Genomic DNA, 17,273 nt, shown 5'->3' on the forward strand with positions numbered 1-17,273 from the left:
CATTAATGACCGTCTTATCACTTACATTTTCTTAAAAAACCCTATCTATCTCACATCTATATGCGCTTAAAACGCCTTTTTTTGGACAGTTGAAAGCGATCACGTTTTCTTTTCGCCCGATACGCCAGGCTTCACAGGCACAACTAAAATCGATTCAGCTAAAAGGACGAAAAGATGAACAAAATTGTATGGTTTACCCCGCTTGCCCTGCTGATTTGCGCTCAGGCGAGCGCGCAAACCTGGGTGCTGACCGATGCTGAACAGGGCGTCGACAAAGGAAACTGGCAGATCAGCAGTGAAAAGCTGAAGCTGTCCGGCTCGCCGTTCAGCATTGAGCAAAAAGTCCTGCACGGCGGCAAACAGGAAGGCAGCAAAATCATCACCATTACCAGCAAAAATGGCCTGACTATCGCCTTAAGCCCGACGCGCGGCATGAACCTGCTGCATGCTGACGGCTTTGGCGTGCGGATGGGCTGGGATTCGCCGGTAAAAGAGGTGGTCAATCCGGCCTTTATCAACCTGGAGAGCCGCAACGGGCTTGGCTGGCTGGAAGGCTTCAACGAGATGATGGTGCGTTGCGGTTATGAATGGACCGGTCACCCCACGCGTGCAGACGGGCAGCTGTACACGCTGCATGGTAAAGCGGGCAATACGCCTGCCTCACGCGTGGAAGTAGAAGTGAGTGAGACGGCGCCGTATGAAATCAAAGTGCGTGGGCTGCTGAAAGAGAGCACGTTCAAAAAAGCGGACCTGCAAACCATGACCGAGCTGCGCTACGTGCCGGGCAGCAACAGTTTTAGCCTGAACGACGTGCTGACGAACCACGCGGATTATCCGCACGACTACCAGATTATCTATCACAGCAACTTCGGCCAGCCGATTCTGGAAGAAGGCGCGCGCTTTATCGCACCGGCGGCGAAAGTCAGTCCGTTTAACGACTACGCCAAAGGCGGCCTGAAAACCTGGAACACTTACAGCGGACCGACGAAAGGCTTTGACGAAATGGTCTTTAACCTGACGCCGCTTGGTGACGCAAATCATCAGAGTGTCGCTGCCGTGGTGAACAAAGCGGGCGATAAAGGCGCGGCGATTAGCTTTAACCTGACGCAGTTGCCTGTGCTGACGATGTGGAAAAACACCGACACGCTGAAACAGGGCTATGTGACGGGTATTGAACCTGGCACCAGCTACGCCTACCCGGTCACTATCGAGCGCGAACAAAAACGCGTGAAGCAACTGGCACCGGGCGAAAGCACGCGCTTTGAGCTGACCTATACGCTGCTGCATAACGCCCAGCAGGTATCAGACGTTGAAAAACGTATCGCGCAGATCCAGGGTGACAAACCGACAACACAGGAAGAAACGCCGATCGCCACAGAATAACGGCGGGCCTGTAAAAAAGCCTCCGCATGCGGAGGCTTTTTTTATGGGAGAAGACGCTTAGCGCGCAGAGGCCAGCTCGGCTTTTTTCGAAAGCGCATCCAGGAGCTTCTGATGAATACCGCCGAAACCGCCGTTACTCATCACCAGGATGTGATCGCCCGGCTGCGCGGTTTTGGTAATCATCTCGACCAGCGTGTCGATATCGGCGCTCCAGTGCGCAGGCTGAATGCAGGCGTCCGCCACTTCCGCCACCTGCCACGGAATGTGGTGCGGCTGGAACAGGAAGACTTCGTCGGCACGCCCAAGCGACGGCGCCAAATCGTCTTTGCAGACGCCCATTTTCATGGTGTTGGAGCGCGGCTCCAGCACCGCAATGATGCGCGCGGTGCCGCCCACCTTGCCGCGCAGGGCAGCGAGCGTGGCGAGAATAGCGGTCGGATGATGTGCGAAATCATCATAAACGGTCACGCCGTTGGCTTCGCCACGCAGTTCAAGGCGGCGGCGGGCGTTAACGAATGAACCGAGCGCCTGCGCGGCATCAGCAGGCGTCACGCCCACGTGGCGCGCCGCAGCGATGGCCGCCAGCCCATTATGCATGTTGTGCTCGCCCACCAGTTGCCACTCGACCTGGCCTACACATTCGCCATCCAGCCAGACTTCCCATTTCGAGGCGTCGTTGGTGAGCTTTTTCGCCTGCCAGCGGCCCTGCTCGCCAATCTGCTCCTGCTCGCTCCAGCAGCCCATCGCCATGACCTGTTTCAGGTTAATGTCGTTTTCAGGCCAGATGATTTTCCCCTGCCCTGGCACGATGCGCACAAGGTGGTGGAATTGCTTCTGGATAGCTTTCAGATCGTCAAAGATATCGGCATGGTCGAATTCAAGGTTGTTCAGCACCAGCGTACGCGGCGCGTAGTGAACGAACTTCGAGCGTTTATCAAAGAACGCGCAGTCATATTCGTCCGCTTCGATGACGAAGAACGGGCTTTCACCGAGACGCGCGGAGACGTCAAAATTGCCCGGCACGCCGCCGATGACAAAACCCGGCTTGTAGCCGCAGGCTTCCAGAATCCAGGTCGCCATGCCTGCCGTGGTGGTTTTACCGTGGGTGCCCGCCACCGCCACGACCCAGCGGTCGCGCAGGACGAAATCGTGCAGCCACTGCGGGCCGGACATATAAGGAATGCCCTGCTCCAGCACAGCCTCGACGCACGGATTGCCGCGCGTCATGGCGTTGCCGATCACCACGAGATCCGGGCGCGGCTCCAGCTGCGAGGCGTCATAGCCCTGAATTAAGTCGATCCCTTGCTTTTCCAGCAGGGTACTCATCGGCGGATAGACGTTGGCGTCCGAGCCCGTCACTTCATGACCCAGCGAGCGCGCCAGCATTGCCACGCCGCCCATAAATGTGCCGCAAATTCCCAGTATATGAATACGCATAGGTACAGTCCTTATTAAAACTGAGGCACATTCTACCTGTATGAAGCGGGCCGAATAAATGCATTTCAGGATAATCCGCATTTTGCTGGCGCGATTCACCTATGCGCTACAATTTGAATCTTTGTTAAGATTGTTGCGATCGCTTTACTCAACTTCAGGATGCAGGGAAAGTGTTATGAAAACGTTAGGTGAATTTATTGTCGAAAAGCAGCACGAATTTTCTCACGCCACCGGGGAACTGACGGCGCTGCTGTCGGCAATAAAGCTTGGCGCGAAGATCATCCACCGCGATATCAATAAGGCCGGTCTGGTCGATATCCTGGGTGCCAGCGGCGTCGAAAACGTGCAGGGTGAGACGCAGCAGAAACTCGATCTGTTCGCTAATGAAAAGCTGAAAGCTGCCCTTAAGGCCCGCGATATCGTGGCGGGCATCGCCTCCGAAGAAGAGGACGAGATTGTCGTTTTCGAAGGGTGCGAACATGCGAAATATGTTGTGCTGATGGACCCGCTGGACGGCTCTTCGAACATTGATGTTAACGTCTCTGTCGGTACCATTTTCTCTATTTATCGCCGCGTTACGCCGGTCGGCACGCCGGTAACCATGGAAGATTTCCTGCAGCCTGGCAGCCAGCAGGTTGCCGCGGGTTACGTGGTTTACGGCTCCTCCACCATGCTGGTTTACACCACCGGTTGCGGCGTGCACGCGTTTACCTACGATCCGTCACTCGGCGTGTTCTGCCTGAGCCAGGAGCGTATGCGCTTCCCGGCAAGCGGCAACACGTACTCCATTAACGAAGGGAACTACATCAAATTCCCGACGGGCGTGAAAAAGTACATTAAATATTGCCAGGAAGAGGACAAAGCGACCCAGCGCCCGTACACCTCGCGCTATATCGGTTCGCTGGTAGCGGATTTCCACCGCAACCTGTTAAAAGGCGGGATCTACCTCTATCCGAGCACCGCAAGCCACCCGGAAGGTAAGCTGCGCCTGCTGTACGAATGCAACCCGATGGCGTTCCTGGCCGAACAGGCAGGCGGCAAAGCGAGCGACGGCAAACAGCGCATTCTGGACATTAAGCCAGACAGCCTGCACCAGCGTCGTCCGTTCTTTGTCGGCACCGAGCAGATGGTCAATGACGTGGAGCGGTTTATCCGCGAATTCCCGGACGCGTAAACGCGCGTGTCGGCGAAGATGAAAAAAGGCAGCTTCGGCTGCCTTTTTTATTGGCGTAGTGAACGTCGGGTGGCGCTTCGCTGCCCTACCAACGCACAACATTCCGCCCGTTGAGAAACTCTAGCGGGCGGTTTGCAACCGGAAGGAAGCCATCGCCTCAACCAGCTGCTGCGCCTGTTCCTCCAGCGAACGGGTCGCGGCAGAAGATTGCTGTACCAGCGCGGCATTCTGCTGGGCGGTTTCGTCCATCTGGCTGACGGCGATATTCACCTGTTCAATACCGCGGCTCTGCTCCAGCGAAGCATCGGCAATCTCGCGCACCAGCGTCGTCATTCGCAACACTTCTTCGGCGATTTCATCCATCGTCTCACCGGCCTGCTGCGCCAGCTCGCTGCCCTCGCCGACCTGGGTTTGGGAGTTACTGATAAGCGCGCGGATCTCTTTTGCCGCCTCGGCGCTGCGGCTTGCCAGCGTGCGCACTTCGCCTGCCACTACCGCAAAACCGCGCCCCTGCTCACCCGCGCGCGCGGCTTCCACCGCCGCATTCAGCGCCAGAATATTGGTCTGGAAGGCAATGGCATCAATAACACTCAGAATATCGCCAATGCGGTTCGAGCTGCCGGAGATATCACGCATCTTCTCAATTACATAACACACCATTTCGCTGCCGCGATCGGCAGTGTCCGAGACCGCTTTCGCCAGCTGATGCGCCATCCCGGCGTTATCGGCGTTCTGTTTCACCGTCGCGGTGATCTGCTCCATGCTCGCCGCCGTCTGCTCAAGCGACGTGGCGGTCGATTCAGTACGCTGAGCCAGATCGACGTTACCCGCCGCCAGCTCGCGGCTGCCGGTGTCTATCTGCGCGCTGGCGTCACGCACGCGCAGTACCGACCGCGCGAGCGACACGCGCATGGCTTCGATGGCGCTGACCAGACGTCCCAACTCGTTATTGCTGGTTGCCGACAGCGAGCGGGTCAAATCACCGGCCGCCACATGTTCGAGCTGCTCCACCGACTGCGCCAGCGGCTTTAACAGCAGGTGACGCAGCGCGATCCAGACCAGCGTCATGACTGCGGCGGTCAGGAGCGCCACCAGGCCAATCAACGCCAGCATCACCTCTTTTTGCGTCAGTACGCTTTCAACCTCGCGGCTACCGCGCGCCTCGCCCCAGCGCTGGAACGCCTGAACGTCTGCATCAAACGCCCGCGTCAGCGGAATCAGCCCGTTGCCCAGCAGATCGTAATAATCATCCGGGCTTTGCTTATTAAGCGCCGCCATCATCGGCGCGAGCCCCTGGCCATTCAGTGCGTTAAAGCTCTGATTAAGTTTGCTCAGTAACAGCGCGCCCTGTTCATCTTCGACATCGCTGGTCAGCACAGTTTTCAGCAGTTGCTGACCACGCACCAGCTCGCTGGCGATCGTTTTAATCGACGCCGCCGCGTCATCCACCATGCCAATTTCCATCAGGCGTACCGCTTGCCCCGCCTCGTTACGTGCGCGCAGCAGCAGCGTATACCCTTCGTTCAGACGCATCATTTTTTCGCCCTGCAACGCGTTAATGCGCTGTAAGGACGCAGAACTTTGTGTGAGTGAATAAATGCCCATGGCGCTCACGAGCAGAAGGAGAAAAGCCATGACCGCCAATAACGTCAGCAGCCCAGTACGGATAGAGAGATTTCTCAACATGGTGGGGTCCCGGTAATCGCGATAGCGTGTTCCATTGAAGAAAAAACTATCGGCAATTACCGGAGAAAGTTTAGACAGTTCAGTCAGATCAAGATCTTATATCTGAATGTTTACTGCGGCGTCACTCGCGTGACCTCCGCGCTCTGGCGGTTTTCCCAGAGCACTGTCAGCCCGCGTTGCAGCGCGATAAAAATAAACAGCAGCAGCCCGATCGCGATTTTGGTCCACCAGGAGCTCAGCGTGCCATCAAAGTTTATGTAGGTCTGAATCAGCCCCTGAATAGCCACGCCAAACAGCGTACCGAGCACTGTCCCCACGCCGCCGGAGAGCAGCGTGCCGCCGATCACGACCGAAGCGATGGCATCTAATTCCACCCCCACGCCCGCCAGCGCATAACCCGCCGAGGTGTAAACCGAAAAAACGATGCCCGCAAGCGTCGCAAGCCCGGTGGAGAGCATGTAGATACGCACCGTAACGCTACGGGTCGAGATGCCCATCAGGTTGGCAGAGGTGGCGCTGCCACCGATGGCGTAAACCTGATTGCCGAAACGGGTACGGTGCGCCAGGAAAATCCCAATTACCACCACGCCGAGCATCAACAGCCCCATTGCGCTAAGCCGCCCGCCGCCGGGGATTTTCCAGGCGAGACTTGAGAGCGTGTCATAAATCGGGTGGTCAATTGGAATTGACTCTTCCGAGACCAGATAGCTGACGCCACGCAGGAAAAACATCCCCGCAAGCGTAATGATAAACGCAGGGATCTTCAGCGCGTCGATAAGCCAGCCCATCAGCGCGCCGAACGCGCAGCCCATCATCAGGATCAGCGGAAACGCCACCAGCGGCGACAGGCCCCAAAAGCCGATCGCTTTGGCGAGAAACACGCCGGTGAAGGCGATCACCGAGCCGACCGACAGATCGATCCCGCCAGAGAGGATCACAAACGTCATGCCGACCGCGATGATGCCGAGGAAGGCGTTGTCCGTCAGAATATTGCAAATCACGCGCGTGGAGGCGAACCCCGGAAACTGCGTCAGGCAGTAGAGATAGCCGAGCACAAACACCGCAAGCGTGATAGTCAGCGGCAGGTTACGTTTTATCATGGCGGCGCACTCCTTTAATCAGACCAATAAACCGCGGCGACTGAACGATAAGCACGCAGAGCACCACAATCGCTTTCACCACCTGGTTCAGTTCCGGCGGGAAGCCGGACAACAGAATCCCGGTATTCATACCCTGAATAATCAACGCGCCGACGACCGACAGCGCCAGATTAAAGCGCCCGCCCATCAATGAAGCGCCGCCAATAACCACCGCGAGGATGGCATCCAGCTCAAGCCATAGCCCGGCGTTGTTAGCATCCGCCCCGCGAATATCTGCCGTAACGATAATCCCCGCAATGGCCGCGCACAGCCCGCTCAGCATATACGTGAGCATGACGATAAGCCGGGTGCTGACGCCCGCGTTTTTCGCGGCGCGAATGTTGATCCCCACCGCTTCAATGAACATCCCGAGCGCGGTTTTGCGGGTAAAGAGCCAGAACACCAGCAGCGTCACCAGCGCGATAATGACCGGCGTCGGGAAGAAGAACAGCGAACCGCTGCCAAGCCAGGCAAGCGACGGCGAGTTGAACGTCACTATCTGCCCGGAGGTAATGAGCTGCGCCACGCCGCGCCCGGCGACCATCAGGATTAACGTTGCCACAAAGGGCTGAATTTTCAGTATGGCGACCAGAATGCCGTTCCAGAGCCCGGCCAGCACGCCGACGCCAAGCGATGCCAGAATGACGACCGCGAGGCTATGTCCTTCCACGGTGAGCGTCGCGGCGGTCGCGCCCGCTATCGCCATCACCGCGCCGACGGAAAGATCGATCCCGCCGGTGGCTATCACCAGCGTCATGCCGATAGCAAGGAGCGCCACAGGTGCGGCGCGGTTAAGAATGTCGATGGGGCTGCCAAACAGCCGTCCGTCCTGCAGGATTATCTGGAAAAAGTGGTCTGCCACCAGGCCGTCCACCAGCAGCACCAGCATCAGCGCCGCGATTTGCGGCATGCCGGGCGGAAAGCGTAAGCGGCGTTTCGGCGTACCCGCTTCCGGTAATGAACGAGGCATCACGCGTTACTCCTTATGCCGCTATGGCATTCATAATGGCGCCGACCGAGAGTTCCCCAAGCGGGATCTCCGCCACCTGCTGGCGGTCGCGCAGAATAATCACCCGGTCGGCATAGCCCACCAGTTCTTCCAGCTCCGAGGAAATGACCAGCAGCGCCAGGCCGTCGGCACACAGGGTTTCTATCAGTCGGATGATCTCCGCATGCGCGCCCACATCAATACCGCGTGTCGGCTCGTCAAGAATGAGAAACTGCGGTTTGGTCAGCAGCCAGCGCGAGAGCAAGACTTTTTGCTGGTTGCCGCCGGAGAGCAGTTCGATAGGCTGTTCCGGGCCGGGCGTGCGAATACCGAGCTGGCGAATAAAGCGAGCAGCAATCTCATCTTGTTCGCGTCGCGGGATTGGGCGCAACCAGCCGCGCTGGGCCTGCAGCGCCAGAATGATGTTTTCACGCACCGAGGCCGCGCCAATGATTCCGTCGGTTTTCCTGTCCTCAGGGCAAAACCCGATCCCCAGCCGCGATGCCTGCTGCGGCGATCGCAGCGCAGCGGGTTTGCCTTTAACAATGGCGGTGCCGCTGTCTGCCGGGCGAATACCGAAAATAACTTCTGCGGTTTCGGTGCGCCCGGAGCCGAGCAGGCCCGCGAGGCCGACAATTTCACCCGGGCGGACATCAAGCGAAAACGGCGCGATAACGCCTTTTTTGCCGTAGTTCTGGAACGCCGCTACCGGTTTTTCGCTAAGCAGCGTGCGTCCGGCACGCTTAAGCGCATTGCTCTCAAGCTCGCGCCCGAGCATCATTTTCACCAGCTCAATTTGCGGCAGTTCGGCAGTCTCTTTAGTGCCGACGAGCTGACCGTTGCGCAGCACCGTGATGCGATCGGTCACTTCATAGACCTGATCGAGAAAGTGGGTGACAAACACGAGACTGACGCCCTGGTCACGCAACTGGCGCATCAGGGTAAAGAGCATCTCGACTTCTTTGGCATCAAGGCTCGCGGTGGGTTCGTCGAGGATCAGGACGCGCGCTGAAAGATCGATCGCGCGGCAGATAGCGACGATCTGCTGCATCGCGACTGAGAAACGGTTTAGCGGCTCGCGTACATCCAGGTGAAAGCCGTAGGAGCCGAGCAGCGCCGTGGCGCGTTTCTCCATCTCCTTGCGGCGCAGCAGGCCGAAACGGCGCGGCTCGCGGCCAATAAAGAGGTTATCCGCCACCGACATGTTAGGCAGCAGGTTAACTTCCTGATATACGGTGCCAATGCCAAGCTGTTGGGCGTGCGCGGTATTACGCGGTCGCACCGCCTCGCCGCCGAGCCAGATGATGCCGCCATCTGGCTGATAGACGCCGGTAAGGGCCTTGATGAGCGTCGATTTCCCGGCGCCGTTTTCCCCCAGCAACGCCATGATTTCTCCGCGGCGCAGGCTGAAATCGACATGGTCGAGGGCCTTCACGCCGGGAAAGGTTTTGCTTAAACCTTCCGTTCGCAGGATTTCCTGGTTGTTATCGTTATGCATTGTCGGACTCTCCTGTAGCCTGCCGTGCCGTGTTGCCCGAATAGCGGGTGCGCTTTGCTTCGCCGCTCCAGGACACTGCTACGTGTCGTGGCGCGGGGCGGCGGGTTTCCCCCTTCCCTTCCAGGGAGAGGGCCGGGGTGAGGGGCAATCCCTCACGGCCCCCTCGCCAGAAGCCTGTCACGCGCGGCCTGTCAGTAACCCATCGTTTTCTTCTTCTCTAACATCTCTTTGGCGGTATCCGGCAGGTACAACACCGATTTGGTGATGGTCAGCTTCTCAGGCTGGGTGCCGTCTTTTTTGAATTTCTCCAGCGCGTCAAACGCCGGGCCAGCCATGTTCGGGGTCAGCTCTACGCTGGCATTCGCCTCGCCGTCTACCATCGCTTTGAAAATGTCCGGCACGCCGTCGATGGAGCCTGTCAGGATATCTTTGCCCGGCTTCAGACCCGCCTCTTTGATAGCCTGAATGGCACCGATCGCCATATCGTCGTTATGCGCATAAACCATGCAGATGTTTTTGCCGTTGTTCTCGGCTTTGATGAAGCTCTCCATGACTTCCTTACCTTTAGAACGGGTAAAGTCGCCGGACTGCGAGCGAATGATCTTGATGTTCGGCGCCTTAGAAATCGCTTCCGCGAACCCTTTTTTACGGTCGATGGCCACGCTGGCGCCGACCGTGCCTTGCAGTTCCACTACGTTACACGGTTTACCCGCGGCGGTTTTCACCAGCCAGTCGCCGATAAGCTTGCCTTCCAGCACGTTGTCTGCGGTGACGGTGGTCATGTAGAGCGACTTATCTTTCACATCAATGGAGCGGTCCAGCAGCATCACCGGGATCTCGGCATCTTTCGCCTCTTTCAGCACCGGCTCCCAACCGGTCGCCACCACCGGCGCGATAAAGATCGCATCCACGCCCTGGGCGATGAACGAGCGCACCGCTTTAATCTGGTTCTCTTGTTTCTGCTGACCATCGGCGACTTTTAGCGTAATGCCGCGCTTTTGCGCCTCGCTTTTCGCAACGCTGGTTTCCGCCGCGCGCCAGCCCGATTCAGAACCGACCTGAGAAAATCCCACGGTTAACGGGGCAGCGAATGCCATAGACGACATGGCTGCCGAAACTGCTGTGACAACAAGTAAGCGCTTCCACATAAAGGTATCCTCGTAGGGTTATTGTTGGGTAAGGTCCACCTGTGGCGAAACTATAGACAAGCGTGGATGTAACTGAATGCGTTACATCACAATTCAAAAAAGTAACAGAAAAGTTAAAAATCAAGACGCGCGCGATTTCACGCCAGGCGGGATACGACGCGGGAAGCGCCATTGCGGCATCGGGCAAAAATTTTTAGCGTAAAAACACCCTCGGCAGGCGCTTTGTAAACGGTTTCAGTAATTTATTGAGGATGCAGCTGGCTTTATGGATAAAATTGTTATGGGAAAACGCTGAAAGCACCACCAGGCGCGCGGGCGAAAGAAAAGAGTCCACGACTTTCCAGTGCAGTTGGCTATAATACCGGGCACTTGTTTGCCATACATTTTTAAGGAAACAGACATGAGCTTACTGAACGTGCCTGCGGGCAAAGATCTGCCGGAAGACATCTACGTTGTTATCGAAATTCCGGCTAACGCCGATCCGATTAAATACGAAGTGGATAAAGAGAGCGGCGCGCTGTTCGTTGACCGTTTTATGTCCACCGCGATGTTCTATCCGTGCAACTACGGCTACATCAACCACACCCTGTCTCTGGACGGTGACCCGGTTGACGTGCTGGTCCCGACGCCGTACCCGCTGCAGCCAGGCTCTGTTATCCGCTGCCGTCCGGTTGGCGTGCTGAAAATGACTGACGAGTCTGGCGAAGATGCCAAACTTGTTGCAGTACCGCACACCAAACTCTCTAAAGAGTACGATCACATCAAAGACGTGAACGATCTGCCGGAACTGCTGAAAGCGCAGATCACGCACTTCTTTGAACACTACAAAGATCTGGAAAAAGGCAAGTGGGTTAAAGTGGAAGGCTGGGAAAACGCCGAAGCTGCTAAAGAAGAGATCCGCGCCTCTTTCGAACGCGCGAAGAAGTAATTCGCCGCGAATAAAAAACACCGCCTCCGGGCGGTGTTTTTATTTGAATTGTTGCACACGGCTTTTTAGCAACGTACGACAGCATCAGCGTCAAAAGCAATTAAACCGCGGATCGTCAGGCCACATAGCTTTTGCCTTAACGCATAACGACTGCGCCAGAGGTTCGCCTTGCGAACGATAGATCATAAGCAGACTTGTGTAGACAGCAGGGTCGTTATGCACGGTTAAATAGTGTTCTGCCCATGCGCGGAAGCGGGTAAGCAACGCGGCATCCCTCGTAATATTAAAGCGAAGCAGTAACGCAACATGACGGTCAAAATCGAGGCGATCATACTGACTGTATGAGTTGGCTAATGATTCAATCACAGCCTGCTCATTATGTACAAAAGGTACCAGCCCCTGTTGCTCAATACGGGTTAACTGCACTTCTGTCACCACACCAGAAATCATAAACGCCAGTACGCTGCATGCCAGCAGGCCCACGCCGATACGCAGCGGCTTCTCAACACGGCCATAAAGAGTAGCGGTCTTTCTCGCCGCCGGGCCGGTTATGGTCAGTAGCATCACCAGCGTCATGCCATGCGTCACCGATTGATAAAGGGGATACTCCAGGTTCATATGTAACGCCAGCGGCAGCATCACAGCAAAGCCTGGCCAGCGACAACCACCTTTTCCCCACAGCCGTCTGAGAATGCCGATAATCATTAGCGCAATACCTGCTACAGCGACCAGCCCACCTTCCATCCAGGTATAGAGAAACTCATTGTGCGGATACTCGATCGTGGCGCTGCCCATACCCAGTGGCACCTGCTGCACCATTTGCCCAAACAGTGTTTCAAAACTGCCGTAGCCGTTGCCGATGAGTGGATGATTCAGAAGCAGTTGCCATGTCAGTGTGATCAAATACCAGCGCTGAACATTAGAGCTCTCCTTTTGCACCAGCTCAGGTATGAAGCCAGAGATCAGCAGCGGCCCGACGTACAACGTGAGCACACCCACGCCAGCGCCCATCATGAGTAGCAGTACCGCATATCCAGTACGACGTCGGTTTTTGCCTGCCGCCAGCAACAGAACCAGAGCGCCTGAAACCGCTCCGAGTCCTCCCGCACGGCTTTGTAATAGCACCAGCATGACCGGAATCACCACCAGCGCGATGGCGGATATATATGCAGGTAATCGCTCACGGGCGCCCAGAAATAGCCACAAGGCACAGATCATTCCGGTTGCCAGAAACGAGGCCAGCACGTTGACCTGCTGGAAGCTACCATAGGGGCGGCCCCCGGTCAGATGCGCAATATCGCTGAGTTGAACTACCCCAAAACCGACCTGGAGCAGCGCGGATATCACCATAATCAACAGCCACCCACGACGCATCAGGTGGCAGCGGGTCGATTTCAGCATCAGCAACCAGATACCGACCAGCCCCCAAAGTGCCAGTACTTTGGGCAGCGCATTCCACTGCCAGGCGACACGAGGAGACCAGAACAACGGCAGTGACCACAGCGCAGTACCCGCAAGTATTAGGTATGTGCCAGGTGGCCAAGCCACTTTCCATTGAGGGGAAAATAGTGCGCAACACAGCGCAATCAGCGCCAATACGCACCAGGCGAGAAGGTTTTGTGGCAGGGCTAACCCGGCGTGACCGTGGTTGGGTAGCATCCAGAGCAACCCACCGCAAAGCCAGAGTAGAATGAACAGAGTGACAATCTTATTCGCGAACCGTTTTTTTAAATAGCGTAGCAACATAACGATAGATGACAACATTCAGGACGGGAAATATCCCGTCCTGTTAATGTATATAAAGGGAGTGATTACTGCTGAGTCATTACTAATACCGCACTCGCTGTAAAAGCACCGGTAGGAATATCTTTTAATGCCACAGTAGCATCACGCACGGCCTGGAAACCTAACGTCAGGGTATTCGAGCCCTCTAAAAAATTCACCGCTGTAACGTCCGTAGGTGCAAGCAGTTTGTTATTGTAAAATATCGCTGCCCCAACACCATTGGCTGAGCTTTTTACCGCCTGACCGCTACCAATAGAAACCGGCGTATAGTTCAGTTGCATTTTGGCCGTCAGGGCTCCACCAGTACAGACGACTGAAATCGTTTTACTGATGGCTGAACCTGAGTCAGGTACCGTAGGGATTTCATCGCGGTTTAACGTTCCAAGAGAGACGCTTAACGCATTACTGTTATTGATAGTACAGGATGTATCTGGGACTGGCGGCGTTGGCGAAGGTGGCGGGAGACGACCTCCGCAATTACCATAACCCGCCGTTGATACAACAGTAACCCCCTTACTACTATCACCATCCTTTATCATAGCAATGCATAATGAATACCAGGCGTCTGTGCGTAACCATTTCGCCGAACTTATGGAAAAAACAATATCAGCCGCTCCTAAATTCGTTGTTGAATCAATATATACAGAGTTACTATAAAGAGAACGAAAGCTATGAGTTATGCCATCCATAACATATAAGGAATAGTATCCACTAGGCACGTAGCCGGACATATTATAGCTACAGTTGCCTGGTATCAATAATGGCCCCTTAGTTCCGTCAACTTGCTCCTGCCCTTCAGTAATACATGCCGCAGGTTTTTGATCATAATCATAATCCAGTTGCGGTATGCCACGAACCTGGGCCCATGAAACCTGAATATTAATTGAAAAAAGAACAGCCATCAAAAATATTTTAATGATTGGCTTTAGCATATATTTGAAATACATAGACACCTCAAAAAAACTTTTCAAGCGTCATATAAAACCGCATGAAATTGAAAATAAAGATAACATCCATAATGGCAATAAATATAACCGCGGCAATAAAGTTTTATATTGTCTATAAACGATCACTGCTGCTATGAGCGATATTATGGATACGCCAGCTCAAACGTCGCCGTCGCCGAAAAATCTCCAGGCGTAATAGTTTTCTGGGCGATTGCTACTGGCTCGCCCTGCACATAGGCCTGCAACGTAATTTGGTTGTTGCCGGTGGCTATCGCATATTCCGGCGTAGGCTGATTAAATGGCAGCGCCGTGCCCTCCGGCGTTTCCATACCAATTGCGATTCCCTTCGCAGTCCCCGTGACTGCCAACAACCCCGGTAGCGCGCTGTTTTCGGTGCCTTTAAAGGTCATCGTCACTTTGTTTCCAAGGCTGATATCGCAGTCCGTCAGGTTCACCACAAACGGCATCCCCTGGGTGCGGGTGTTCTGATACAGGTATTTTTCCACTACAGAACTAAAATCTACGGTGATATCACTGGTCTGCGGGTCCAGATTGCAGGGTTCACTGACCAGAGAGCCGCTGAAATGCAGGTTGTTATCCAGCGCCCGAGCCTCGTTAACGTTAATAGCAGCAAGCAGCGCCAAACTGAGCACACAAAGGGGCACACGTGCACAAAATGATCTCTTCATGTCGTCCTCACTGGTACTGCGCGATCAGCGTTGCGGTGGCGTTAAAAGGCTGTTCGGTTAACGTCTTTAACGGGTCTTTTACTGGCACTGCGGTCAGGGTCAGCGAAGGCAATGCCCCAAGCGTGGTACTGAACGGTTTGTTGAGCTTCATCGTCTGACCGTTAGCCTGAATTTGCAACCCAAGGCCATCTGCTGAGGTGGTTAACGCCGCATCGTCATAGCTTTCTGCGGTGCCGTTAATGGTAAGATCCAGCGGAGAATCATCCGGCGCGCCGTGGCAGTCAACACTGTAAGGTATGATCTGGCTATTAGCCTTACCGTCGACACCATTTACACTGATATTGCCAAAAGTGACATCAATCACTTTGTCATTCGACACCGTACAGGGGGTAGAAATAATAAATTTCCCCTGGAAAGTAATATTCATCGTGTCGCCTGTCTGCTCGGCTCTTCCCGTCGATACTATTGCGAGTAACATCAGCCCCAGGGCGGAAAGCGCTACTGCTTTTTTGCTTTTCATATCCTGTAACCTTAGTTAAAAGCCATCACTAGCGTCGCGGCTGCGGTGAACGTATCACCACTGACCACATTGCTGCTGTTCGTTGTGCTGGTCTGGACTAGTTGGGCCTCCAGCGATGGCGGACTGTCCTGATTTACGGTGAACCAACTTCCCGTACTTTGCGCAACGCCGTTGACCAGCAGTTCAACGCCGACTATCCCTTTATCGGTATCCAAAACCTGAACGCCGTTATAGATTTTTTCGCCGCCACCGGTATTGCTGAGCTTCATCTGGAGCAACCCGGCACTGTCACCGCTACATGTAAAGTCGCTGACGATGGGCTTGCGGTAAGTGCCATCCAGAATCACAGTGTCATTTGCGCTTCCCTGCAGCCGAACTTCACCAAAATCCACCGTCAGGGTGCCGCCTTGGTTAAATTTGCAAGAGCCGTTTGCCATGATCGTGCCGTCAATCGCAATATTCATTGAATATTGCGAGCCAGTATTAGCCTGGGCCGCAGGATTCAGACCCACTAATAGCACCGAGGTCATCAGGTAAAGCGCCTGTATGTTGAGTTTTGCTACCATCTTCTTCGCCCGCTCCTATTGGTAGATCAGGCTAAAGTTAATTACCGCATGGTACGGCCCGGCGATGAACGGAGCCGCAGTGCGTTCCGGTATCAGCGTAAAAACCATCTCGTCCTGGCCGGGATTAAGCAACAAGGTATCGCTGACGCGCGATAATTTTACCGTCTGTCCTCGACTGTCTTTTAACCGCAAACCAATACCCGATGCGCCAGTTACACTAATCAGCTCAGGATTACTGTTATCAGCGCGGGCAATAAAGCGCGCCTGATAACCGGGCTGTTGTGCACTTCTTGTGTGCGTCAACGGCGTAATGTTGGTGCTTCGCGTCATAATTTCCGGGCAGTCATGCAAATAAAGCTTAACGGTGACCGGCTTCGCCATTCTGCCAATGATATTGACGTCTGCTCGCGCCGTATCGCCGAGATCGACATCCTGCCAGGCGGAATCCATATCCAGACGACACGTATTTTCGCGCAGTACACCATAAGCGTAAATTTCGCCGCCATTGACTATCGACTCATCTGCAACCGCAGGCGGCAGAATTGATAAAGCTGCGCAGAACGTCAATATTGTGGTTATCCTTTTCATACCGGTTCCTTAACGTTGTTGCTTAGCGTTTCTCTTTCAGCAACTTCGCTGTGCAAGTCGCCCCGTTGCAACTGAATTGAATATGAGGGCGACCGCCGTAATCATTCACATATGACAGTACTGGACTCGTGCCAAATGCAGATGCAGATGCTTCAATCGCCGCGCTGGATTTCGGACCCACCATGAGCGGTTCAAAGTTCACCGGTTTCCCTTTTACACCTGCCGTGCCTTCAACAATGGTCATGAAATAGGGCGTCGGATTATTCACCAAATATTTATCCCCCTGGCGCGTCAGGGTGATTTTTTCCGCCCAGTCGCCTTCCGCTGCCTGGGTTTTATCAAGCGCAATGGCAGCAGGTCGGTAAAACAATTTGATACGCGTCTGCAATGCAATTTGCAGTGTGTTCGGTTTATTGCTGCGCGGCGGAATTTCGCGCAGGTTAAAATAGAACAAGGTTTCCCTGTCCTGTGGCAGAGAGGCTGTTGCAGCAGAAGCCTGCACTTTCACCTGACTTTTCGCCCCCGCCTCAACGCGTTGCACTGGCGGCAGGACATTCAGTGGTGCAGTAATTTTGTTGCCCTGCGCATCTTCAATCCACGCCTGCGCAAGATAAGGCAAATGTTTGTTTTCGTTGCTGATACTCAGGCTGATAGATTTCTCATCGCCGTTATAGACCACGCGGGTGCGATCAAGCGCGATTGCCGCAAATGCCTGTTGGGAAGCTATTATGCTGGTAAGCGTTAGCGCGGCAGCGAAAACCGTTTTATTCATCGTTAACATGTTCAAAGACCTGGTT

The 17,273-nt window shown here is 54.9% G+C and carries 16 protein-coding genes; 3 read left to right on the forward strand and 13 right to left on the reverse strand.

Annotation, left to right across the window (positions count from 1 at the left end):
- The first annotated feature begins 174 nt into the window (after nucleotides 1-174).
- Nucleotides 175-1,383, forward strand: a complete 1,209-nt coding sequence (locus AFK62_RS17155; RefSeq protein WP_007678656.1) for an aldose 1-epimerase family protein — start codon at nucleotides 175-177, stop codon at nucleotides 1,381-1,383.
- Between the two features lie 57 nt (nucleotides 1,384-1,440).
- Here AFK62_RS17155 and mpl read toward each other — a convergent pair whose 3' ends face one another.
- On the reverse strand, nucleotides 1,441-2,820 hold the full coding sequence (mpl, locus tag AFK62_RS17160) for a UDP-N-acetylmuramate:L-alanyl-gamma-D-glutamyl-meso-diaminopimelate ligase (protein WP_007678657.1): 1,380 nt from the start codon (nucleotides 2,818-2,820) through the stop codon (nucleotides 1,441-1,443).
- A 175-nt stretch (nucleotides 2,821-2,995) separates the two neighbouring features.
- Between mpl and fbp the strand changes: the two genes are divergently transcribed.
- Nucleotides 2,996-3,994, forward strand: coding sequence for a class 1 fructose-bisphosphatase (gene fbp / locus AFK62_RS17165; RefSeq protein WP_007678660.1), 999 nt, complete (start codon nucleotides 2,996-2,998; stop codon nucleotides 3,992-3,994).
- Between the two features lie 120 nt (nucleotides 3,995-4,114).
- Here the strand turns inward: fbp and AFK62_RS17170 are convergent, their stop codons facing one another.
- From AFK62_RS17170 to ytfQ, 5 genes are all read right to left on the reverse strand, one after another.
- Nucleotides 4,115-5,680: a methyl-accepting chemotaxis protein gene (locus tag AFK62_RS17170; RefSeq protein ID WP_007678667.1), complete on the reverse strand. Its 1,566-nt coding sequence runs from the start codon at nucleotides 5,678-5,680 to the stop codon at nucleotides 4,115-4,117.
- A 110-nt stretch (nucleotides 5,681-5,790) separates the two neighbouring features.
- Nucleotides 5,791-6,780 carry a galactofuranose ABC transporter, permease protein YjfF gene (gene yjfF, locus AFK62_RS17175; protein ID WP_007678670.1) on the reverse strand — a complete coding sequence of 330 codons (990 nt, stop codon included), beginning with the start codon at nucleotides 6,778-6,780 and terminating at the stop codon, nucleotides 5,791-5,793.
- Nucleotides 6,767-7,792, reverse strand: coding sequence for a galactofuranose ABC transporter, ATP-binding protein YtfT (ytfT, locus tag AFK62_RS17180; protein WP_193352479.1), 1,026 nt, complete (start codon nucleotides 7,790-7,792; stop codon nucleotides 6,767-6,769). Before ytfT ends, yjfF begins: the two co-directional genes overlap by 14 nt.
- 10 nt (nucleotides 7,793-7,802) lie before the next feature.
- Nucleotides 7,803-9,305 carry a galactofuranose ABC transporter, ATP-binding protein YtfR gene (gene ytfR, locus AFK62_RS17185; protein ID WP_007678676.1) on the reverse strand — a complete coding sequence of 501 codons (1,503 nt, stop codon included), beginning with the start codon at nucleotides 9,303-9,305 and terminating at the stop codon, nucleotides 7,803-7,805.
- A 191-nt stretch (nucleotides 9,306-9,496) separates the two neighbouring features.
- Nucleotides 9,497-10,453 (reverse strand): galactofuranose ABC transporter, galactofuranose-binding protein YtfQ, encoded by a 957-nt coding sequence (gene ytfQ / locus AFK62_RS17190; RefSeq protein WP_032984784.1) that lies wholly within the window; start codon nucleotides 10,451-10,453, stop codon nucleotides 9,497-9,499.
- Between the two features lie 400 nt (nucleotides 10,454-10,853).
- Here ytfQ and ppa point away from each other — a divergent pair, with 400 nt between their 5' ends.
- Nucleotides 10,854-11,381, forward strand: a complete 528-nt coding sequence (gene ppa, locus AFK62_RS17195) for an inorganic diphosphatase (RefSeq protein WP_007678689.1) — start codon at nucleotides 10,854-10,856, stop codon at nucleotides 11,379-11,381.
- Between the two features lie 90 nt (nucleotides 11,382-11,471).
- On the opposite strand, the gene AFK62_RS17200 is transcribed toward ppa, so the two are convergent.
- The 7 genes from AFK62_RS17200 to AFK62_RS17230 all read right to left on the reverse strand — a co-directional run bounded on the left by AFK62_RS17200 (nucleotide 11,472) and on the right by AFK62_RS17230 (nucleotide 17,257).
- Entirely contained in the window at nucleotides 11,472-13,145 is a 1,674-nt protein-coding gene (locus tag AFK62_RS17200; RefSeq protein WP_235509461.1) for a PglL family O-oligosaccharyltransferase, read from the reverse strand.
- 47 nt (nucleotides 13,146-13,192) lie between these two features.
- A complete protein-coding gene (locus tag AFK62_RS17205; protein ID WP_007678697.1) occupies nucleotides 13,193-14,113 on the reverse strand; it encodes a fimbrial protein in 921 nt (306 codons plus the stop codon).
- A 143-nt stretch (nucleotides 14,114-14,256) separates the two neighbouring features.
- The gene (locus AFK62_RS17210; RefSeq protein WP_226991939.1) at nucleotides 14,257-14,766 is read right to left on the reverse strand and encodes a fimbrial protein; all 510 of its coding nucleotides are present in this window, start codon (nucleotides 14,764-14,766) and stop codon (nucleotides 14,257-14,259) included.
- 43 nt (nucleotides 14,767-14,809) lie between these two features.
- A complete protein-coding gene (locus AFK62_RS17215; RefSeq protein ID WP_007678704.1) occupies nucleotides 14,810-15,322 on the reverse strand; it encodes a fimbrial protein in 513 nt (170 codons plus the stop codon).
- Between the two features lie 11 nt (nucleotides 15,323-15,333).
- The gene (locus tag AFK62_RS17220; protein WP_007678707.1) at nucleotides 15,334-15,888 is read right to left on the reverse strand and encodes a fimbrial protein; all 555 of its coding nucleotides are present in this window, start codon (nucleotides 15,886-15,888) and stop codon (nucleotides 15,334-15,336) included.
- A gap of 15 nt (nucleotides 15,889-15,903) precedes the next feature.
- The gene (locus AFK62_RS17225; RefSeq protein ID WP_007678711.1) at nucleotides 15,904-16,476 is read right to left on the reverse strand and encodes a fimbrial protein; all 573 of its coding nucleotides are present in this window, start codon (nucleotides 16,474-16,476) and stop codon (nucleotides 15,904-15,906) included.
- Nucleotides 16,477-16,498: 22 nt separating this feature from the next.
- Entirely contained in the window at nucleotides 16,499-17,257 is a 759-nt protein-coding gene (locus AFK62_RS17230) for a fimbria/pilus periplasmic chaperone (RefSeq protein WP_007678714.1), read from the reverse strand.
- Between the last annotated feature and the right edge of the window lie 16 nt (nucleotides 17,258-17,273).

Source organism: Cronobacter condimenti 1330 (assembly GCF_001277255.1).
Lineage (GTDB): Bacteria > Pseudomonadota > Gammaproteobacteria > Enterobacterales > Enterobacteriaceae > Cronobacter > Cronobacter condimenti.